The sequence below is a fragment of the Amycolatopsis sp. A133 genome (assembly GCF_031082405.1).
Classification (GTDB): Bacteria; Actinomycetota; Actinomycetes; order Mycobacteriales; family Pseudonocardiaceae; genus Amycolatopsis.
Genome location: NZ_JAVHJU010000061.1, coordinates 202,803 through 222,453, shown reverse-complemented (window position 1 = coordinate 222,453; position 19,651 = coordinate 202,803). Strand labels below are relative to the sequence as shown.

The following is a 19,651-nucleotide window of genomic DNA, read 5'->3' as shown; positions in this document are numbered from 1 at the left end:
CGGGCGCGGCTTGACAACCACATAAGGACCGACCCAACTCCTCGTCCCAGAGACTCCAGCCGACCCGGACGTCCTCGAACGGCACGACCTCGCGATACCCTGCCGCGCGGATCCGGTGTAATGCCCGGACTCGGGGCACACCACTTCCCGTGTCCGGGTGCCTGGTGGGAGGGAAACGCGTGAGCTGGCAGTTCGGGCCGTACCGCGTCGAGTCGCTGATCGCCCGCGGCGGCATGGGCGAGGTCCTGCGCGCCTACGACACGCGCCACGACCGCGTCGTGGCGCTGAAGCTGCTCGCGCCGCAGTTCGGCGCCGACCGCGAGTTCCAGGAGCGGTTCCGGCGGGAGGCGCACGCGGTGGCGCGGCTGCGCGAGCCGCACGTGATCCCGATCCACGCCTACGGCGAGATCGACGGCCGCCTCTACCTCGACATGCGCTTGGTCGAGGGCGACGACCTCGGCACCCGGCTGGCCGCGGGCGGCGCACTGGCCCCCGCCGAGGCGGTCGACGTCGTCGCCCAGGTCGCCCAGGCCCTCGCCGCCGCACACGCGGAAGGCCTGGTGCACCGGGACGTCAAGCCGTCGAACGTGCTCGTCGGCGCGACCGGGTTCGCCTACCTCGTGGACTTCGGCATCGCCCGCGCGGCCGGGCCCGGAACGGAACTCACCGCGACCGGCGGCGCCGTCGGCACGCTCGACTACATGGCGCCGGAGCGCTTCACGGACGCGCCCACCGACCACCGCGTCGACGTCTACTCGCTGGCCTGCGTACTGCACCAGTGCCTGACCGGCAGCAAGCCGTTCGCGGCGACGACGGCCGCGTCGCTGATCGGCGCCCACCTGCACCAGCCGCCGCCCCGGCCGGGCGACCTGCGGCCCGGTCTGCCCGCGGCGTTCGACGCCGTCATCGCGCGGGGCATGGCGAAGGATCCCGCGGCGCGGTTCGGCAGCGTCACGGAACTGGCCGACGCAGCCCGAGCCGCGCTCGGCGGCACGATCCCGGTCCACGCCACCGCTCCCCCGACGCGCCAAGCCACCCAAGTCGCGCCCGCGACCGGAGGGCGGCAGGCTTCAAAGGCACCCTGGCTGGTCGCTGCGATCGCGCTGCTCGCTCTCGTGGCCGTCGCCGGGTGGTTCACGATCCTGAAGCCCTCCTCACAAGCCGGGACGACGACGGCCGGCACGACACCGCCCTCGACGTCATCAACACCGTCGACCACGCCACCGGTGACGGCCCCGCCGGTCACGACCACCCAGGTGACCGTCCGGACGTCCGTGGCCACCAGCGTCTCCGCCGGCGTCGACCTCGGGCTCGCGACCGCGATGAGCACGCCCGCGTGCGACGGGTCCTTCATCGTGATCCACGGCTCCGCCGTCACCCCGGCCCGCTACCGCGCCGACGTCCAGCGGCTCCTCGACGCCCACCCCGACGCGGCCTACCTGCACGCGCCGACCACCGGCTGCGGCTCGCTGCGGCAGCAACTGAACGGCGCTGACATCTACGCCGTCTACAGTGGACCGTTCGCTACCAAGAATTCCGCGTGCGCGCGGCGCAGCGGCGGCGCCTACGTCAAGCGGCTCGACAACACGACCCCGCCGACACAGGCGATCACCTGCTGAGCCCGTCCCAGATGGAGTATTCGTACGGCGTTTGCACACTTCGCCAGTCGACACCCGGCGGCCCTCAAGCACCAAGGCACCATCAAGGCTCAGCAAGACCCTCGTACGTGTTGTTCAGCGCCAGGACGAACTCCCTCGCGGTTCCCGGGATCATGACGAGGTTGTCGTCACCGTCGGTGTACACGAGCACGCGACCGGACTCTTCGAGGTCGATCGCGCTGATCGGCATGCTCCGGCAGCGCTCGCCGTCGGAGCCGCGACGCGCGACGTAGATCTGGTGAACCGCGCGACGTGGTCGTCGCATCACCTCGTCGATCGCGTCGAGATCACCCTGCGCTGCGACGGTCCGGCGGATGAGGGCACCTGGAACGTCGGGGAGAGTGTCGAGAAGCGCAGTCGCGAACCACTTGTTCTCGATGGGTTCCAACGCGACGACATTGTCGTCGACTATCGCGCGGATCGCGTCACCATCCGCCGCCGCGACGAGAACCGAGCAGGCTCGCCCATCGACGAAGTTGCTGAATGCGTAGTATTCGCGGCCGGCCCCGGCGAGGACGGTGACGGTCGATCGCCAGAGTTCGTTCAGCCGGTTGTTGCGGGCCAAGCCGAGATCACCCAGCGCCGCCATAGTCCTGGCCTCGAGCTCACGACGGCCGTCCACACTGGTCCAGTGCTGCACATCCGTACCGAACGCCGGCGGCATCTCCCCGACGTCGAACATGCTCCAGGCCGTCAGGAAGGCGAGTCTGGGCAGGATGACAGGTCTGTCGATGACAGCCACGAAACACACTCCGTGATGCGGGACGACAAGGCGGGGAAGGCCATGGCCGACGTGCGCGGAGGGCGTCAGGTACCGATGGTCGGCGGTGTCGGCGGAAGGCCGGTGCGGGGATCGACCAGTTCGTCCGCGTCGTCGGCGAACACGTTGTTGTCGTCGCGGATGTACTTGCGCCTGTGCTCCCGGTCCTCAGCAGCGACACGTCCGTTCGGGGTCGCCACGCCCGGTGCTCCAGGCGCACCCCGGCTGCCGACGACCTCCTTGCTTGCGCTGCCGCGGAGGGCAGCGCCGGGCAGTGCGGCTCCGCGGCGCGCCCTGTTGCCGTATCCACCCGCTTCGCCGCCCCGCGAGCCCTGAACCGAACCGGGCGGAATCGCCACGAGCCGTGACTCTGCCGGGTCACGAACCTGCGCCTCAGCGCCTCGCCCGAGTAGCGTCGGGCCGGATTCAGTCGGTGCCGGAGAACCCGGCTCACGCAATGACGGTGTGAGCCCGGCTGCGGTCGTCCGGTCGTCCTGTCGCGTGACGCTCTTGTTCGACTCGTTCTCGCGCACGTCATCCGCCGTGCCACGGCTCGCGGTCTCGCCTGGCCCCACCTCGTCGGTCGTGTGATCACGTTCCTCGAATCGAGTGTCCGGTGAAGTCTTGTCCACCTGCGCTCGATCCGGCTTGACGACATCGCGTTGACCTGTCACACGGATACTGTCGGTCGAACCGGTCATCCGATCGGGCGCCAGCCGGCCGTAGTCACCCGAGAGTCGTTCACCTTGGCTATTCAGGTGCGTCGCGTAGGTGTTGTAGATAGCAAGGTTCTTCTCCGCCTTGGCGTTGTACGCCGCAATGGCTTCTTCGGTGTCGGTGTTCCAAGGAGCCGCGACGTCGAAGAAGGTCTTGTCGGGCGGAGCGCCCAGCGGCTCCATCGAGCGTCTGGCCAGCTCGAATCCGTAAGCCGCATCAGTGACGTTGCCGCCGTTGGAGCTCAAGGTCGTGGCTGTTGCGCTGATCAGATCGCTGAACGCTTTGATCCGCTCGCGCGCCCGATCCGCCCCTTTGCCCGTCCACGTCGGCTCGAGGTTGTTCAGCACTGCCGTCAAGTCGCCGGCGATTTCGTGGTGCTGGGCGCCGATCGTTCCGGATTTGGCGCCGCTGTCGGTCCAGCTTGTGCTGTCACCGTCGATGACGTAGTTGACCACGTCCGCGACCGGCATGGCCTGGACACCGACGTCACCGGAGAAGAGATCGCCGGCCCATTCCAGTGCATCCTCAGCCGACTGCACCAGCGCGGTTCCCGCCTGCTCCGCCTCGCGGATCAAGACGTGCGCGGCCCGGCCCAGCTCGTCGAAGGGGAACATCAGGAACCCGCCTTTGCCTTCAGAGTCGTGACCGTCATGTCAGCGATCTGAGTGATCAGGCTGCACGCGTCTTCGGTGTGTTTTTTGCTTGATCCCAACGTGAGGCTGACATCAATGGAGAAGCTGTCCGCGAGCCCGATGCTCGCCTGGCAGAAACCCTCCGGGATCGCTCCGCCTTTGCTTCCGGCGTGTGCGACCACGGGAAAACCCTGTACCGGTGGAAGTTCCTTCCACACAGCGGATTGAGGCTGCGTGTTGGCGTAGACGCCACTCAGTCCGACGTGCGTGTTGACCGTGTACGAGACGCCCACCGCTCCGCCCGTGTCGCGGTTGAACCACGTGCACGCCGGCCCGATCTGCGACAAGTCACCACGCTTGCCCGGCACCTCGACTCCGACTGCAGCCACAACTTGCTGGGGCGTCAGGGCGTCCACGCACGGATCTCCGGACAGAACGGAGATGGGCAGCGGGTCGGGAACCTTGGGGGCGCCCGCATAGGGCAAACCGGAGGATGAGGCGTTTGCGCCGGGCGACACCGGAAGCGCGCTCCCCGAGGTACCGCCACCGATTCCGGTGCGCGGGGAGCACGCAACCACCAGTCCCAAAACGGAAAGTACAGCGAGAACGCGCCAACGGTTCATCCCGCGACGCCCCCCTGCGGCCTCGCAGCAAGATCCTGCGCCGCATCGGATTCATACCCGGTGGTCGCTCGAAAGGCTTCCTTGACCTTGTCGATCAGTTCGCCCAGGTACGTCACTTCGGCGCCGACGTGGTCCCGGGCCGCGTCAAAGACACCTCGGCCGTTCGCCAGCTGCGCGTTGTACGCAATACTTGCCGGATCATGCGCCGCCGGGCGAACCTGCTTCAAGAGCTCCGTCTGCTGGTGCAGTTCGACGAGCTTCTCCAGCGTGCTTTGCGCTTGGGAAAGCACCGCATTCGCTTCGGTGGCTGAAAGACTGAACCCCGCACCGGACACGGCGGACGGCTCGCTGCTGTTCCTGATCTCCACGTCGACACCCGCCAGCCACGGATCGACGCCAGTGTGTGGTTGTGCCACGGCTGCGTGAACCCCTCCCGCTCATCGCTGCGTGCCCACGACCCCCAGCTCCCGACAAGCCCGGAGATCGGCCCGGCTGACCAGCCGAACCGATCAAAGAGCGATCGGCCGGACCGTACAACCGTACAGCCACCGTAGCCGAGCAACTACAGATCGAGTACGGCATTCGGCAGATTCTGCAGGTCGCAATTTGCGCAGCCGAGCCACGCGATCTACCGCAGTGTCATATTTTCGCAGGTCAACGAGTCAGGTACCACCTGCTGGGCGGGCTCCAGAGTTGCTGGACAAATACATGACAGATAGTGAAATCCCGTTTCCGTGCCACCCAGACGGGCTAAAGATATCGCACAAAGGGGTGCGGGCATGTGGCAAGGTTCTGATCGAATCGGGCGAGACGGGCATTGTGTCCTATGCGGCACTCGATGCCGAGGAGGTCTCGATAGAGCTCACGGGTTCGGCGTGCAGTCCACGCGGCGCGGCGCGCGGCCGGAAGATCGCCGGCCTACCGATAGGCGTCGGCGAGTGGGGTGGCGGCCGTGGCCATGGCTCGGTCTCACCCTGCGTGAGATGTAGAACCGGCGTCTACGGGCAAGTACCATTCAGGGTCGAGTCACGATGGGAGCGGCCGATGCGAGTTCGACGGCCTTCGGCGCAAAAGCCAGTCCACGTGTCCGACCCCAAGCCACCACGCCCCGCGCCGGGCGCGCTGCTCGGTCTGCAGGCCGCCGCCGGGAACCGGGCCGTGGCGGCACTCGTTGCCACCCGCACCGGCGTTGTGCAGCGCTCCACCGTTGTTCAGCGCGAGCCGAGCGCAGAACAGAAGAAAGAGTTCGACGGGTACGTCAACCAAGGCGACTGGGGCCGTGCGGCTTGGGTTCTCAACGGCTGGGACGTTGACGACATCGACGCCCGGCTGAAGCGGAACCTGTCCCCCGCTCAGCTGGAGCGACTCGCGGAGGGCGCGTGGTTCAGCGGGAAGGACAACGTCGACGACGCCGTGCGCAAGCGCGACCCGCTGGCGCGGGCCAAGGGCGCCATCCGGGTCCTGGCGCCGCGGAAACGCTGGGACGAGGCCGCGAAAGTCCTCGGGGCGGTACCGCACCGGACGGCCATGACCTATGTCAAGGACCTGGCCGCCAAGGGTGCGCTGACCAACGCCGACCTGCGGGTACTGATGAGGACCGCCCCCAACCTGCACCTGCGGCCCGGGGACACGCTGACCGTCGACGCAACGGAGTTCGTCGTCTACGCGGACGAGATCCGGGCCGGCGGTGACCCCGCCTGGCGCAACAACAACCCCGGCAACCTCCGGTTCTGGGACGGCGCGGACGCGGCGTGGGGCTCCATCGGCGTCGCCACCGGCCGGTTCCTGATCTTCCCCGACCGCGCTCTCGGGTTCGCCGCTATCAAGAAGAACTTCGACTTCAAGCTGGGCCAGCTCCAGGACCCCACGATCATGGCCATGATGGAGAACTACGCGCCGGCGAAGGACGGGAACCATCCGGACGTCTACGCCGACAACATCGTCCGGGCCCTGGGCGGCCCCACCTCCCGCGAGACACGGTGGAGCACGCTCACACCGGCGCAGAGGGAGACCGCGAGAGGCGTCGTCGTGCACACCGAGCGGGAGAACCCCGGGGACACGTTCACCTACGAATCGCCGAAGCTGCCAGTGGAGGTGCGAGAACTCCTGGGGCCGTAGCGCCCCGACCACGCGGGACGTCAAGGTGCAACGTGACTGCGGGCGGAGCAGGCCGCGGGCACGATCGCGATGAGGATTCCGGCGACGGCGATGGTCAGGGTCGCGCGCGTTCCCACTGACTCGGCTAGGACGCCCGCCGCCAGTGCGCCTAGGGGCATGGTTCCCCAGATGAGCACGCGCATGCTCGTGTGGACGCGCCCGCGCAGTGCGTCCGGTGTCAGGTGCTGGCGGCGGGTCATCACGATCACGTTGTAGGTCGTGCCGCCGGCGGCGTGGATGACGATTCCCGTTGCGGCCAGGGCCAAGCCGAGCGGACCCGGTTGGGCGAGCGGGAGCAGCAGGTGGGGTGGCCACGTCAGCACCGGCACCAGCCAGTTGGCGCGAGCCGCGCCGAGGCGGCGGGTCCAGCGGCCGGTCGTTGCGGCGCCGATGACGCTGCCCACGCCCGAGAGGGCCAGCAGCACGCCCGCACCCGCCGCGTCCAGGTGCAGGTCGTGCGTGAAGAACAGGACTTCCATGGACATGATGCCCGCGGTGAAGAACGCGGCAACGGAACTCGCGACGGCCAGCAGGCGGAGCTGGCGGTGACCGGCGATGTAGTGGAGCCCCTCGGCGATCTCGGTGCGTAGCCGCACCTTCCGCGGCCGCGGTGGTATCGGCGGCACGTCGGCCCGGACGCGCGACAGGAGCGCGGCCGAAGCCAGGTAGCCCACCCCGGTGAGCACCAGCCCGGAGGCGGCACCGATCACGCGGGTGAGCACGCCACCGATGCCGGGCCCGGCGGCCGCGGCGACCGACAGGGTGATCTGCAGGCGCGCGTAGCCGGTTTCCAGGTTCTCCAGCCCGATCACCACCGGCAGGTACGCCTGGTAGGCGGCGTCGAAGAACACGGTCGCGACGCCGACGAGAACCGCCGTGACGAGCAGCTGCCCGAAGTCCAGCACACCGGTCCAGCCCGCGACCGGGAGGCCGAAGAACAGCAGGGCCCGGACGAGGTCGGCGCCGACGAGTACCGCGCGGCGGCGGCGGGTCCGGTCGATCCAGGCACCGGCGGGCAGGCCGATGACCAGGAACGCCACGGTCTCCGCCGCGGTGAGCACTCCCATCTGCAGCGGAGTGGCACCGAGGGTCGTCGCGGCGAGCAGGGGCACCAGCGCGGTCGCGGCGGCGGTACCCAGCTGGGAGGCGGCGTCCGCGGTCCACAGGAACCGGAACGCGCGGTGCCCGCGCAGCCCGGCAGCCGACGTCGTCGCGTCCGGCGAGGCGTCGGTCATGGGGTCGGCTGCACCGACGGGACCACCCGGCCGGGTGGTGGACGTCGATCCGCGTGGTAAGGCAGCACAACGGCGTACCGGTCGTCGAACCGCAGGGCGAGCTGGTGAGCTGCCAGCTGGTCGAGGAGATCCGCCGCGGCCCCGTCGGCCGGCGGCCGGTCCGTGCCGGCCAGGGTCCGGAAGGTGCCGACCCAGCCGGCTTCGACGTGGACGCGATTGATCGGCCCGCCCGGGCGGATGTCGTGGATGAGGACGAACCCGGGGCCGTACCGGTAGGTGCAGATGCCCACGTCGTGGGCTTCACGCCAGCGGCGACCGAGCTCCCCGGCGTTCCGTGGTGGCGGCAGGTGGCACAAAGCGCGTTCGGGAACGGTGCCCGGCAACGGCTCCCGCAAGGTCCAGTCCACTGGAACGAACGCCGCCGCGGCGGCGGCGAGCAAGCGCACCATCGTCGCGTCGCGGTGCGCGGATTCGCCGAAGGCGAACGGCTCCGGCAGCCGCAGCCGCTGCGCACGCCCGGCCAGTTCGGTTGCGACACGCAGTGCGGCGCCGGGATCGGCGTCGATTCGGCCGAGGTCGAGTTCGACCGTTTCGGGCCACGCCGGGTGCGGAGCGGACAGAGTACGCATGTGGCTCCTTCTCAGGCGGACGGCGTGAGAACCGGCAACGGCAAGTGGGCCTTCCGCGCCACAGCGGGCGAGGTGGCCAGGGTGATCCACAAATTGCCGTCGGTGAAGACCAGGCCGGCCTCCCCGAGCCGGCGAAGCCAGCGGTCGAAGTCGTCCGGGTCCCATTCGTGGTCCTGTTCGGCGAGTACCCGGAGCGGGGCGCGGCCGGTTTCCAGTGCTCGCCAGACTGCGATTTCACGCGGGTGCTCGAGCACGTGGTCGGCCGGCGCCCAGCCGTGGCGCCGGTCTCGGATCACCACGACGTCGCCGATGCTACGGGCGATCAGCGCACTCCCCGCATGGCCCGCGGTCCACGCGACCAGCGCGTCGACCAGCGGTGTGACCTCCTCGGCCGTCAGTCCCTGGTCCGGCGTGTCGAAGGAGTAGACGAGCTCGGCGAGCCGCTCCGGGTCGTCGATGTCGTGGACCAGGCGCGACCCCGCCGCCGGGCGACGCTCGGTGAAGCCGTGGCGCGGGTCGTCGAAGTTCGGCGAAAACCGTTGCAGGGCGATCCGGGCCGCACCACTGGGCGGTTGCAGGTGCACCAGGGCGGGCAGCTGGGCCACGACCGCGGCGTAGTCCGCCACGCGTTCACCCGGAAACCCGTACAACCAGTTCCAGGTGACGTTGAGCCCGGCCGAGGCACCGTCGCGCAGCATCCGCACGTTGTGTGCCCCGCGGACGCCCTTGCGCATCCGGTGCAATACGTCGTCGACCAGGCTCTCGATGCCGGGCTGGACGTTCCACACCCCGGCCGTCCGCAGTGCGGCCACGTCCTCGATCTGCGCGTTGGCCTTGATTTCGTAGTGGATGCGCAGGTCGTGGCCGGCGTCGGCCAGCTGCGGAAGCGCCGATCGGTAGTACTCGTTCGGCAGGATGTTGTCGATCGTGGTGACGTCGAGGATCCGGTGCCGGCGCACCAGGCCGAGCACCTCGTCCACAAAGGACCCGGCCGGCTTGGCCCGGTAGGCCATCGCGGTGCCGTTGAGGCCGCAGAAGACGCAGTGGTGTTTCGCGCCCCACCAGCAGCCGCGGGAGGACTCCACGACCAGCTCCGGTTCGACGCGGGCCGCGACGGAAGCGGGAACGGCGCCGAACCAGTCGTCGTAGTCCGGGGTCGTGATCGACGTCGGCGAGACCGGCCGGGACGGGCACGGGCTGACCCGGGTGGCGCCGTCGTCGTCACGCCAGCACAGCTGGGGCACGTCGTCGAGGCCGTCGCGGGTTCCGGTCGCGTGGCACTCGGCGAGGGCCAGAAGCAGTTCCGGAAAAGTCACGTCCGCCTCGCCGCGCAGGACGTAGTCGACGAACGGGTACTCCCGGTGCAGCGCCACGCCCATCGGGCCGTCGGTCGAGTAGCCGCCGAGGAGGATCTGCACGCCGGGTCGCCGGTCCTTGATCCGCCGGGCCACGGCGAGGCTGGCGATGGTCTGGCTGAAGGTCGCGCTGAAGCCGACCAGTTCCGGCTCGTGGGCGAGAATCGCGTCGGCGGCCTGATCGGTGAATTCGGCCGCGAGCTCACGCACCGCCGCGGCGGTGCGGAAGGGCAGGCCGGCGCGGCGGGCCAAGTCCCGCATGCCCGCATAGCCGAAATCGGGTCCGTTGAGCGCGCCCGCGAAGATCCATTCGCCGAGCGAATGGTGGAACCCGGTGTCCGCCAGTTCCGCGTAGTCGCCCACGGTCAGACCGGCCCGCAGCATCATGTCGGCGAAGGCGAGACTGCCGTGGTAGGAAACCGGGACCGGAAGTCCCGCCCGGTCGCACGCCGCGCGCAGTACGCCGAGTGCCAGGGAGGGACGGTGCAGCGAGTGCCACGGCATCGACACCAGGCAGGTGCGGGGGACGTGCCCGCGGGGCATCGGAACGCCGGTTCCGCCGTTCAGTGCGGTTTCGCAGCGGTCGAAACGGGGTCGGCTTTTCCGGCTTCGTTGTACATGGTCACACCGCGGCCGGTGCCGCCGTGTTCGTCCCGCTCGGCCAGTGGCGTCACGGTGAGCGCGGACGCCGGAGCAGCGCCTATCGGAACGCTGCGGCCGGCGTCGGAACGGTCGTCGGGTTCCGCGAGGTTCGTCACCGTGAGCGCGGCAGTGGGCGTGGTTCTCATCTGTTCCCCCTCGTTTCGATACGAATTCCGGAAAATTGGTGACGCGCCGGTGAGGTCGTCCGCCCGCAGCCCCGCAGCTACAGGGTAAATCCCGCAGGCCTCGTCAGTAAAGCGCTTCCTCACCTGCGCAGCAGCGCACCGCCGGATGCCGAGGCACCTCTACCGCCGCTGCGCGAGCGCGGCCGCCCCAGCACCCGGCGGAGGGGGAGCCTGGCCGGCAGCGTCATCATCCAGACCAGAGTGCGGGTTTCGATCTTCCACCACTACAACGGGCAGTGGGAGCTTCAACTTCAGACTGAAGGATCAACCGGAACGGTCCGCAGCTCGGGTGCTCGCTGCGGACCGCGAACTACACGTTTTTCAGCGTGCTGCGCAAGGGGCGGCCTCATGGGCGACAAAGCGAGAGCGATCATCGCCGACTATCACGACGATCCGAATCAGAGATGGCACTCCCGGACCTGCCGGGTGGATGACCGGGGGTTCATCTTCGATCAGCACAAGAACTGGGAGTCGGGCAAGTGCCTCGACAAGTCCGAGGACGCGCCGAACGGGATCTACCACGAGCCGGGCCGGGACTTCCTCCCGTTCTGACTCCGGATTCGAACCGAAGCGGCACGGCGTTCAGCGGGTCAGCAGGTCCCGGATCGCCGCCGCGATCTCGCCGGGTGCCTCCTCGGCCATGAAGTGCCCGGCCCGGGTCAGCCGGTGGTCCAGGTCCGGTGCCCACGCCCGCCACACCCCGGCGGCGTCGTAGCCCAGCTGTGCGCCCCAGTCCTGCTGGACGACCGTCACGGGCATGGCCAGCTGGGATCCGGCGTCGAGGTCGGCTTGGTCGTGTTCCACGTCGATGTCGGCCGAAGCCCGGTAGTCGGCGACGATCGACGGCACCGCGGCCGCGCTCGCGCGCAGGTACTCGGCCCGCACCTCGGCCGGGATCGCGTCCGGGTCGTTGGCCCAGGCGTCGAGGAACGAGCCGAAGAACGCGTCCGCGCTGGCGGCGATCATCGTTTCCGGCAGGCCGGGCGGCTGGGCCATGAGGAACAGGTGGTAGCCGACCGCCGCCGGGACGCCGTGCAGGACGTTCCACATGTCCAACGTCGGCACGACGTCGAGGATGCCCAGGTGCGTGATGGTCTCGGGGTGGTCCAGGGCCGCCCGGAAGGCGACCAGGGCGCCCCGGTCGTGCCCGACGAGGGCGAAGCGCTCGTGGCCGAGCGCCGCCGCCAGGTTCACCACGTCGGTGGCCATCGTGCGCTTGGCGTACTCGCTTCGGCCGGTGGCCACCGGCTTGTCGCTGGCGCCGTAGCCGCGCAGGTCGGGGCAGATCACCGTGTGCTCGCCGGCCAGCCGCTCGGCGACGTGCCGCCACATCAGGTGCGTCTGCGGGAAGCCGTGCAGCAGCACGACCGGGTCGCCGCTGCCGCCGACGGCGGCGGCCAGCTCGACACCGCCGGCACCGGGCAGGCGGACGTGGTCGAAACCGGGAATGGAGAGTGTCATCGGAGGCCGTCTTCCGGGTCGGGAACTTGACTCGGCCAGCGTCGGCGACGGCGATCAGCAACCGATCAGTGCGCCGGGGCGGAATCGGCCGCGGGCCCCGATGATGGGGGCATGCGAATCGACGTGCTGGGTGCCGTGCGGGCGCTGCGCGACGACGGGAGCCCGGTGGAACTGGGCGGACCCCGCCACCGCGAAGTGCTCGCCCGGCTCGTCGCGGCCGAGGGGCGGATGGTCACCACCGACACCCTCGTCGACGACTTGTGGACCGATCCCCCGGCCCGCGCCGTGGGCGCGCTGCGCACGTTCGTCGCCGCCCTGCGCCGCGCCCTCGAACCCGACCGGCCGCCGCGCACCCCGCCCCGGGTGATCGTCACCGAAGGTCCCGGCTACGCGCTGCGCCTGCCGCGCGCGGACGTGGACGTCCACCGGTTCGAAGACGCCCTGGACCGAACCCGGCGAACGCCCGGCGCCGTGACCGAGCTCAGCGCGGCACTGGCGGCTTGGCGAGGAACCGCCTACGCCGACGTGCCGGGCTCCGCGTGGGCTCAGCGCGAGCGGACCCGGCTGGAGGAGCTGCGGCTGACGGCCGTGGAGCTGCGTGCCCGCGTCCTCCTCGACGCGGGCCGGGGCGGCGACCTGGTCGCCGAACTCGGCGCCCACGTCACCGAACACCCGTGGCGCGAGCCGGCCTGGGGGCTGCTGGCCCGCGCCTTGCACCGCGCCGGACGCCAGGCCGACGCGCTGGCGACCCTCCGCCGCGCTCGCGCGATGCTCGTCGACCAGCTCGGGCTCGATCCCGGGCCCGACCTGCGGCGGTTGGAGACCGACATCCTGACCGGGACCGCCACCGCGGAGGGCACCGGCACCGCGTGGACGGCCTCCGGGGCCCGGTTCGGCCCGCGCACCACCGTGGACCTGGCCCGCACCCTCGCGCTGGCGGGCGGCGACGCCCTCGTCCACTCGCGACGCGACCGCCTCGCCGCGATCCAGGCGGCCGAACGCACCGGAGACCTCGCGTGGGCGGCCCGGATCATCGGCGCCTACGACGTGCCCGCGATCTGGAGCCGGGCCGACGACCTCGAGCAGTCCCGCGCCGTCGTCGCGGCCGCCGAGCGCACGCTCACCGCGCTCGGCCCCGGCAGCCCGGCCGACCTGAGGACCCGCCTCCTGGCCACCGTCGCCGTCGAGAGCCGCACCGCCGAGCTCACCGCTGCCGAGCGGAAACGCGCTGAGCAGGCCGCGGACGAGGCCGAGGCGCTGGCCCGCGGCCTCGGCGATCCCGCCTTGCTGGCGTTCGCGCTCAACGGGGTGTTCCTGCAGTCCTTCACCCGCCCCGGGCTGGCGGCCGTCCGGGACCGGATCGGCGCCGAGGTCCTCGACCTGGGTACCCGGCACGAGCTGCCGGCCTTCGCCGTCCTCGGCCGCCTCGTCCGGCTGCAGTCCGCCTCGGCCGCCGGCGATCTCGACACCGCGGCCGCGCACGCCACGGCGGCCGAACAGCTCGCCGCCACCGCCGAGTCACCCCTGGTCGCCGTCCTCACCGCGTGGTTCCGGGCCCGGGCCAGCGCCGCCCGCAGCACCGAACCCGGCGGGCCGTCCCCCGCCACGGCCGCCGCGCAGTACCGCGCCGCCGAGGACGCCCTCCGGACGGCAGGCATGCCGGGACTGCACCGCGGCCTGTTCCCGCTGGCGCTGCTCGGGTTGCGCCTGCTGCACGGCCGCCCCGCGCCCGGTGATCCGCACCTCGACTGGGGCCCGTACCGCCCGTGGACGCAGCCCCACGTGTTGCTCGCGCAAGGCAAGCGGGAAGAGGCCCGCGTCGCTCTGGCCGCCGCGCCCGAACCACCGCGCGACCACGTGCAGGAGGCGATGTGGTGCCTGAGCGCCCACGCTGCCGCACGCCTCGGCGAGCGCGGGATCGCGGCCGCCGCGGAAGAAGCCCTGCGCGGCGCCGCGGCGGAACACGCCGGCGCGGCCAGCGGAATGCTGACCTTGGGCCCGGTGGCGCGGTACCTGGCCGAAGCCGCAGCATGCGCCGGCACGGGGTGAGCCCCGGCCGCGGGGCCCGCTGCAGCTCCGGATACGCGAACCACGCCGAGCCGGTGTTGCAGTCCTGACAGCCGAATCCATTGACCCACAGCGGTTTCCTGGTGGCAACGCGGTGAACCGGCTGTCGGCGGACGCCGGAAAGTGGCCAAAGAGGCAGACTTCCCTGCCGCCGGTTGACGCCACCGGCCGCCGGACACGAAGATCCCGCCGACGAAGCTCGAAGCCGGACATCGGCTGAACGAGGAGAATTCTTTGCCTGGTGGAACAATCGTCCCGGTGGTGACCGCTGGGCGGCCGGCGGCCCGGTGGCTTTTCCCGCTGCTGCCGCCGATGGTCCTGCTCGTGGCGGCGTGTGGCCCGGCCCGCGTGGCCGGGACGGCGGCCCCGGCCACGACCAGCCCGGTCACCTCGGCGGCGAGCGCCACTGCCCCGACGTCCGCGGCGCAACCCGCTTCCGGCGCCAAGACCCCGGGCGCCGCCGTCGAGCGCTGGGTCACCCAGATCCTGCAGGAGCAGTACACGGAAGCGTGCCTGTCCAGCGCTCCTGCGCTGCCCGCCGGTCAAGACGCCGAGTCCCTGTGCCAACGGCCCGCAGCCGCCGCGAGCGCCAAGTCGCTGCGCGCGGCTTGGGCGAAGCCGGGCGTCAAACTGCCCCCCGAGGGAAAGGTCGAGGTCACCACCCCGGCGGCGAAGGGCGACGAAGTCACGGTGCCGGACACAGCGGTCAAGCTCGACGGCCGCACCTTGCGCAGTCTCGAACTCATCGGCGCCACCGGCGACACCGGCTCGTTCAGCCTCAGCCTCAAGGTGGAGAAGCACGCAGGAGCCTGGTACGTCACGGGGTTCGACCTCAAGGCCTGACCCGAGCTCGCCGCCGCGGGGTGATGGCCGGGCACTGCTCAGGCCACCTTGATGACGACCTTGCCCGAGGGGTGACCGTTCTCGACGGTGGCGAGGGCGGCCGGTGCGTCGGAAAGCGGATGGATCGCCGTGATCACCGGGGAAAGCAGTCCGTCCAGGGCGAGCCGGGCGGACCGCTCCAGGTTCTCCCGGCCGAGGCGGCGCTCGACGAAACGCCCACCGAGATCGGGCACCGACATGTCACCCGCGGCGATGACGTTGCGCGGATCCCGGGCCAGCGGGGCGACCGTCCGCAGCGAAGTGCCGCCGACCAGGTCGACGATCCCGTCGAAGCCGTCGGGAACCAGCTCGCGGGCCGCCGTGACGACGTCCTCGGCGGCGTAGTCGATGAACCGCACCCCGATGGCCTCGGCGTGCTCGCGCTTGGCGCTGCTCCCGGTACCGATCACGCGCAGCTTGCGCCCGGCGGCCAGCCGGGCGACGGCGAGGCCGACCCCGCCCCCGACCCCGTTGACCAGGATCGTGGCGCCGGCCGGGAGGCCGAGCTGGTCGAGCACGTCCACCGCGGTCGTCCCGGCGACCGGCAGCGTTGCCGCCACGGTCGCGGACAGGCCCGCCGGGATGCGGGCGGTGTTCGGTGCGGACAGCACCGTTGTCTCGGCGTAGGTCCCGCCACCGGTGAGTGCGAAGCCGAAAACCGCGTCACCCACCTCGAGCCCGTCGACGTCCTCGCCCAGTGCGAGCACGGTTCCGGCCGCCTCCATGCCCAGCACGCGGGGAAACGGCCGCCCGCCGTCGAGGCCGGGGACCAGACCCGAGCGCACGAGGTGGTCGAGGGGATTCACCCCGGCGACGTCGACCCGGATCAGCACCTCGCCGCGACCGGGGGCGGGATCGGGACGATCGAAGAACTCCTGCACTTCGGGCCCGCCATGCCTGCCGAAACCCCACGCCTGTCCCATTTTGCCGCCTCCTGGGTGACCGGCCCGGTGGTTCCGGGCGCTGTTGCCATCCTCACCTCTGACACCGGTGTAAGGGGCAATCGGCTGAGGCGCAGGTCACAGCATCAAGCCGGCCGCGAACTTGGCTTCGGGACCGCGCGCCTCAGCGCATCGCGGCCTGGAGCTGAGCGGCGCGGGCCTTGGCGTCGGGCAAACCGGGGGTGCAGAACTCCGTCACCATCGCCAGGATCCGCGTGCCCGCCGCGGCGGGCGAAGCGGACAGGTCGGGGCTGGACGCGACCGTGATCCCGCTGGTGCCCGGCTCGTCGCTCATGCTCCACGTGTTGTACCCGGGAACGTCACCGCCGTGTCCCCAGACGTCGGGCGCGCCCGGACCGCAGATCCCGGCCAGCGAAATGCGCATCAGGCCGAGCCCGTAGCCGACCAGACCACCCTCGCCCGGCCACGGAACCGTGGTTTTCATCTGCGTCAGCAGATCGGCCGGCAACAGCTCACCGCCGAGCAAGGCGTGGAAGAAGCGGTTCAGGTCGGCCGCGCTCGAGATGATGTTCCCGGCACCGAAATAGCGGCTGAGGTTGTAGACGGTGACGTCCGTCAGCCCGTGCGGCGCCGGGTAGAGCTGCTCGTAGCCGCGGATGGCCGGGCGCGGCACCAGCGGGAAGTCCCGCGGCAGGAACGTGTCCGCCAGGTGCAGCGGGCCGGTGATCCAGTCGGCGAGCACCTGCTCGAACCGGCGGCCGGTGAGCTTTTCCACCAGCAGGGCCAGCACGTTGTAGCCGGTGTTCGAGTACGACCAGTTCGTGCCCGGCGGGAACAGCAGCGGCTGCACGGTGCTGTCGTGGATCGCCTCGACCTCGCCGAAGCGCACGAAGCGTTCGGTGTCCACCTCCTCCGGGGTCGTCCAGGTGTACTGCGGCGCCAGGTCCCGCGGCACGCCACTGGTGTGCTGCAGCAGCTGGCGCACGGTGATCGGCTCCGGGTAGGGCAGCAGGCCGGGCAGGTACTTCGCGATCGGCTCGTCCAGCCCCAGCCGGCCGTTCGCGGCGAGCTTCAGCACGAGTGCCGCCGTGAACGTCTTGGAGACGCTCCCGATGCGGAACCGCCCGCCGGTGTCGGGCTTCGCCCCGGTGACGACGTCACCGACCCCGGCACGCCCCCGCCACCGCCCCGCCGGATCCGCCGCGATCGCGATCATCCCCACGTTTCCGGCTTGCACAGCCGCATCCAGCGCGGTCTGCCGCGGGTCCGTCGCCGCGGCGGCGGTACCGGTGCCGGCGAACACGAGCACGGCGCAAGCGGCGGAGACGACCAGTCGACGCATTGTCCCCCCCGGTGTCTGCAGTCCCCCCGACCGTAGCGCAGACCGGCCGCCGCGGTAAGGGCATTCGTCGTTGTCGGCGCCTCGTCGTTCAGCCGGCCACATCGCGCCTGCCGGACGGACGCCGCACCAATCCGTCCCGTGTGGACAGTCGGGTGGGCTGCGCCGTGGGCGGCAGGGTGGTAGACCAGGTGGCGCTGATGCCGGCCGGCAGGGCCGGCTCCTCGCGGCGCAGCCCGGGCGCGCGGCGACGCCCGGTCACCGGCAGGCCCACCTCGGCCGGGGTCAGCCGCTCCCGGCGGCTGCGCAGGATGCGCGGCTCCTGGATGAGCGACGAGCCGACGGTGACCACGGTGTGGCACCTGATCCGCTCCGGGGTCCTGGACCTCGCGGCGGTCGAGCTGCGGACGGTCGGCTTGGACGCCCCCCGCGGCCGCGCTCGACCTGGCGGAACGGACGACCGGCCTCGGCTTCGCGGCCCTCGTCCCCTGACCGGCCCCCGACCGCGGACGGCGGCCGTGGAGCTCAGGCGTCCCGGACCGCTCGGGCGAGCAGGGACAGGGCCGCCTGGGAGGGGGAGCCCGGTTCGCCGGTGACCACGACGATCGTCTGCTCGGCCGCGTGCGCCGGGGTCATCGCCTGCTGGTGGACCACCAGGTCGCCGACCAGAGGATGGCGCATGACGTACTCGGTGGCCGTGCAGACCTTGACCCGGTGGGCGGCCCACAGCGCCGCGAACTCGGGACTCTTCGTCACCAGCTCCCCGATCAACGCGTTGAGCAGCTGGTCGTCGCCGTGGTGACCGGCGGTCGAGCGCAGGTTGCCGACCACCGCCTTCGCCTTGACCGTCCACTGTGGGTACAACTCGCGGGTGTGCGCGTCGAGGAAGACCAGCCGCGCCATGTTGGGCCGGTCCGCGGGGCGGGTGGGTGCGTCGAAGCCGAGGTGGCCGGCGAACAACGCGTGGCCCAGCCGGTTCCACGCCAGCACGTCGGTGCGCCGGCCCAGCACGATCGCCGGGACTTCGCCCAGCCCGGCCAGCAGTTGGGCCGTCACCTCGTGCACCCGCTCCACCGGCGGGCGCTGCACGCGCCGGCGCCGACGGGGCCGGGCCAGCACCCGCAGGTGTTCGTGCTCGTCGGCGTCCAAGCGCAACGCGCGGGCGATGTTGCCGACCACCGCGTCGGAGGCGTTCGCCGACTGGCCCTGCTCGAGCCGGATGTAGTAGGACGCGCTGACGCCGGCCAGGCTCGCGACCTCTTCCCGGCGCAGCCCGGGCACCCGGCGGCGCTCGCCGTAGGTTTCCAGTCCCACGTCCTCGGGCCGCACTCGCGCGCGCATCGCCTGCAGGTACTCCGCCAGCTGCCCGTGATCGGCCATGACCCCAGTATGCGACACCCGCGGCGCCGCAACCTGACCCTGCCAGGGGTAGGCAGCACGCGGTCTGGCTCGACCGCCCCGGCCCGGCGAACCTGGGCTCATGCCCGACGAAATCACCCTCGGAAACGTCACCGTCACCCGGATCACCGAGTACTACGGTTCGGTCGAACTGACTCCCGCCGAGTTCTTCCCCGACAGCCCCGAAACGGCCTGGCACGACCACCGCGACTGGCTGGCCCCGGACTTCTGGGACCCGGGCACGAACGAATGCCGGTCGGCGATCCAGACGTGGCTGCTGCGCAGCGAAGGCCGCACCATCCTCGTCGACACCGGCGTCGGCAACCACAAGGAGCGGCCCTACTCCCCCGTCTGGAGCCACCTCGACACCGGCTTCCTCGACGCCCTCGCCGCCGCCGGCGTGCAGCCCGCGGACGTCGACCTGGTCGTCAACACCCACCTGCACGTCGACCACGTCGGCTGGAACACCCGCCTCGACGGCCGCCGCTGGGTGCCGACCTTCCCCAACGCCACCTACCTGATGCCCCGCCGCGACTTCGACTTCTGGAACCCCGCCAACGACCACCGGCCCCGCCTCGGCCGCGGCAACCAGAACGTCTTCGAAGACAGCGTCGCCCCGGTGCACGGAGCCGGGCTGACCCGGCTGTGGGACGGCTCCCTCCGCATCGACGCCAACCTCCGCCTGGAACTCGCCGCCGGCCACACCCCCGGCTCGTCCGTGCTCCACCTGGACTCCGGCGGCGACCGGGCGTTGTTCGTCGGCGATCTGGTGCACACCGCCCTGCAGATCGTCGAGCCGGACACCAACTCCTGCTTCTGCGAAGACCCCGCCGCCGCCCGCGCCACCCGCCGGAACCTGCTCGGCCGGGCCGCCGAAACCGGCGCCCTCGTCTTCCCCGCGCACTTCGGCGGCCACGGCGCCGCCCAGGTGAAACGCGACGGCACCAAATTCGCCATCACGGACTGGGCCGGCTTCGCGCCCAGCGCCTGACCCGAAGCGCGAGAGAGG

18 protein-coding genes and 1 pseudogene are annotated in these 19,651 nt (G+C 71.1%); 6 read left to right on the top strand and 13 right to left on the bottom strand.

Features of this window, described 5'->3' with window-relative positions; genetic code table 11:
* The first annotated feature begins 179 nt into the window (after positions 1-179).
* Complete coding sequence (locus tag Q5425_RS37060; protein WP_308677048.1) at positions 180-1,619, top strand: serine/threonine-protein kinase; 1,440 nt, start codon at positions 180-182, stop codon at positions 1,617-1,619.
* Between the two features lie 82 nt (positions 1,620-1,701).
* On the opposite strand, the gene Q5425_RS37055 is transcribed toward Q5425_RS37060, so the two are convergent.
* The 4 genes from Q5425_RS37055 to Q5425_RS37040 all read right to left on the bottom strand — a co-directional run bounded on the left by Q5425_RS37055 (position 1,702) and on the right by Q5425_RS37040 (position 4,758).
* Entirely contained in the window at positions 1,702-2,400 is a 699-nt protein-coding gene (locus tag Q5425_RS37055; protein WP_308677047.1) for an ESX secretion-associated protein EspG, read from the bottom strand.
* A gap of 65 nt (positions 2,401-2,465) precedes the next feature.
* A complete protein-coding gene (locus Q5425_RS37050; protein WP_308677046.1) occupies positions 2,466-3,749 on the bottom strand; it encodes a hypothetical protein in 1,284 nt (427 codons plus the stop codon).
* On the bottom strand, positions 3,749-4,390 hold the full coding sequence (locus tag Q5425_RS37045; RefSeq protein WP_308677044.1) for a DUF3558 domain-containing protein: 642 nt from the start codon (positions 4,388-4,390) through the stop codon (positions 3,749-3,751). Before Q5425_RS37045 ends, Q5425_RS37050 begins: the two co-directional genes overlap by 1 nt.
* Positions 4,387-4,758, bottom strand: a complete 372-nt coding sequence (locus Q5425_RS37040) for a hypothetical protein (RefSeq protein WP_308677043.1) — start codon at positions 4,756-4,758, stop codon at positions 4,387-4,389. The genes Q5425_RS37045 and Q5425_RS37040 overlap by 4 nt, the downstream gene beginning before the upstream one ends.
* A gap of 715 nt (positions 4,759-5,473) precedes the next feature.
* Between Q5425_RS37040 and Q5425_RS37035 the strand changes: the two genes are divergently transcribed.
* On the top strand, positions 5,474-6,508 hold the full coding sequence (locus Q5425_RS37035) for a hypothetical protein (protein ID WP_308677042.1): 1,035 nt from the start codon (positions 5,474-5,476) through the stop codon (positions 6,506-6,508).
* Positions 6,509-6,528: 20 nt separating this feature from the next.
* Here Q5425_RS37035 and Q5425_RS37030 read toward each other — a convergent pair whose 3' ends face one another.
* Genes Q5425_RS37030 through Q5425_RS37015 form a run of 4 tightly spaced genes read right to left on the bottom strand, consistent with a single transcriptional unit; the run spans position 6,529 to position 10,677 of the window.
* Entirely contained in the window at positions 6,529-7,782 is a 1,254-nt protein-coding gene (locus Q5425_RS37030; RefSeq protein WP_308677041.1) for an MFS transporter, read from the bottom strand.
* On the bottom strand, positions 7,779-8,411 hold the full coding sequence (locus Q5425_RS37025) for a DUF5825 family protein (RefSeq protein ID WP_308677040.1): 633 nt from the start codon (positions 8,409-8,411) through the stop codon (positions 7,779-7,781). Before Q5425_RS37025 ends, Q5425_RS37030 begins: the two co-directional genes overlap by 4 nt.
* 11 nt (positions 8,412-8,422) lie before the next feature.
* Entirely contained in the window at positions 8,423-10,309 is a 1,887-nt protein-coding gene (locus Q5425_RS37020; protein ID WP_308677039.1) for a RiPP maturation radical SAM C-methyltransferase, read from the bottom strand.
* Positions 10,310-10,329: 20 nt separating this feature from the next.
* The gene (locus tag Q5425_RS37015; protein ID WP_308677038.1) at positions 10,330-10,677 is read right to left on the bottom strand and encodes a hypothetical protein; all 348 of its coding nucleotides are present in this window, start codon (positions 10,675-10,677) and stop codon (positions 10,330-10,332) included.
* Between the two features lie 264 nt (positions 10,678-10,941).
* Between Q5425_RS37015 and Q5425_RS37010 the strand changes: the two genes are divergently transcribed.
* On the top strand, positions 10,942-11,145 hold the full coding sequence (locus Q5425_RS37010; RefSeq protein WP_308677037.1) for a hypothetical protein: 204 nt from the start codon (positions 10,942-10,944) through the stop codon (positions 11,143-11,145).
* A 30-nt stretch (positions 11,146-11,175) separates the two neighbouring features.
* On the opposite strand, the gene Q5425_RS37005 is transcribed toward Q5425_RS37010, so the two are convergent.
* On the bottom strand, positions 11,176-12,054 hold the full coding sequence (locus tag Q5425_RS37005) for an alpha/beta hydrolase (protein WP_308677036.1): 879 nt from the start codon (positions 12,052-12,054) through the stop codon (positions 11,176-11,178).
* 111 nt (positions 12,055-12,165) lie between these two features.
* Here Q5425_RS37005 and Q5425_RS37000 point away from each other — a divergent pair, with 111 nt between their 5' ends.
* Positions 12,166-14,103, top strand: coding sequence for an AfsR/SARP family transcriptional regulator (locus tag Q5425_RS37000; RefSeq protein ID WP_308677035.1), 1,938 nt, complete (start codon positions 12,166-12,168; stop codon positions 14,101-14,103).
* Between the two features lie 279 nt (positions 14,104-14,382).
* Positions 14,383-14,964, top strand: coding sequence for a hypothetical protein (locus tag Q5425_RS36995; protein ID WP_308677034.1), 582 nt, complete (start codon positions 14,383-14,385; stop codon positions 14,962-14,964).
* A gap of 38 nt (positions 14,965-15,002) precedes the next feature.
* Here Q5425_RS36995 and Q5425_RS36990 read toward each other — a convergent pair whose 3' ends face one another.
* The 4 genes and pseudogenes from Q5425_RS36990 to Q5425_RS36975 form a co-directional block, all read right to left on the bottom strand.
* Positions 15,003-15,926: an NADP-dependent oxidoreductase gene (locus tag Q5425_RS36990; RefSeq protein WP_308677033.1), complete on the bottom strand. Its 924-nt coding sequence runs from the start codon at positions 15,924-15,926 to the stop codon at positions 15,003-15,005.
* A 142-nt stretch (positions 15,927-16,068) separates the two neighbouring features.
* Entirely contained in the window at positions 16,069-17,247 is a 1,179-nt protein-coding gene (locus tag Q5425_RS36985; RefSeq protein WP_308677032.1) for a serine hydrolase domain-containing protein, read from the bottom strand.
* 172 nt (positions 17,248-17,419) lie between these two features.
* Positions 17,420-17,596: pseudogene (locus Q5425_RS36980) on the bottom strand (XRE family transcriptional regulator); the annotation flags it as partial.
* A 173-nt stretch (positions 17,597-17,769) separates the two neighbouring features.
* On the bottom strand, positions 17,770-18,624 hold the full coding sequence (locus Q5425_RS36975; protein ID WP_308677031.1) for a helix-turn-helix transcriptional regulator: 855 nt from the start codon (positions 18,622-18,624) through the stop codon (positions 17,770-17,772).
* A gap of 100 nt (positions 18,625-18,724) precedes the next feature.
* Between Q5425_RS36975 and Q5425_RS36970 the strand changes: the two genes are divergently transcribed.
* Positions 18,725-19,633 (top strand): MBL fold metallo-hydrolase, encoded by a 909-nt coding sequence (locus Q5425_RS36970; RefSeq protein ID WP_308677030.1) that lies wholly within the window; start codon positions 18,725-18,727, stop codon positions 19,631-19,633.
* The last annotated feature ends 18 nt before the right edge of the window (positions 19,634-19,651 follow it).

Bases quoted from the DNA above. Each gene is read 5' to 3' on its own strand.
- Q5425_RS36990 (WP_308677033.1), bottom strand. From the start codon at position 15,926: ATGGGACAGGCGTGGGGTTTCGGCAGGCATGGCGGGCCCGAAGTGCAG.
- Q5425_RS37050 (WP_308677046.1), bottom strand. From the start codon at position 3,749: ATGTTCCCCTTCGACGAGCTGGGCCGGGCCGCGCACGTCTTGATCCGC.
- Q5425_RS37045 (WP_308677044.1), bottom strand. From the start codon at position 4,390: ATGAACCGTTGGCGCGTTCTCGCTGTACTTTCCGTTTTGGGACTGGTG.
- Q5425_RS37020 (WP_308677039.1), bottom strand. From the start codon at position 10,309: ATGCCCCGCGGGCACGTCCCCCGCACCTGCCTGGTGTCGATGCCGTGG.
- Q5425_RS36985 (WP_308677032.1), bottom strand. From the start codon at position 17,247: ATGCGTCGACTGGTCGTCTCCGCCGCTTGCGCCGTGCTCGTGTTCGCC.
- Q5425_RS37025 (WP_308677040.1), bottom strand. From the start codon at position 8,411: ATGCGTACTCTGTCCGCTCCGCACCCGGCGTGGCCCGAAACGGTCGAA.
- Q5425_RS36975 (WP_308677031.1), bottom strand. From the start codon at position 18,624: ATGGCCGATCACGGGCAGCTGGCGGAGTACCTGCAGGCGATGCGCGCG.
- Q5425_RS37000 (WP_308677035.1), top strand. From the start codon at position 12,166: ATGCGAATCGACGTGCTGGGTGCCGTGCGGGCGCTGCGCGACGACGGG.
- Q5425_RS37005 (WP_308677036.1), bottom strand. From the start codon at position 12,054: ATGACACTCTCCATTCCCGGTTTCGACCACGTCCGCCTGCCCGGTGCC.
- Q5425_RS37010 (WP_308677037.1), top strand. From the start codon at position 10,942: ATGGGCGACAAAGCGAGAGCGATCATCGCCGACTATCACGACGATCCG.
- Q5425_RS37030 (WP_308677041.1), bottom strand. From the start codon at position 7,782: ATGACCGACGCCTCGCCGGACGCGACGACGTCGGCTGCCGGGCTGCGC.
- Q5425_RS36970 (WP_308677030.1), top strand. From the start codon at position 18,725: ATGCCCGACGAAATCACCCTCGGAAACGTCACCGTCACCCGGATCACC.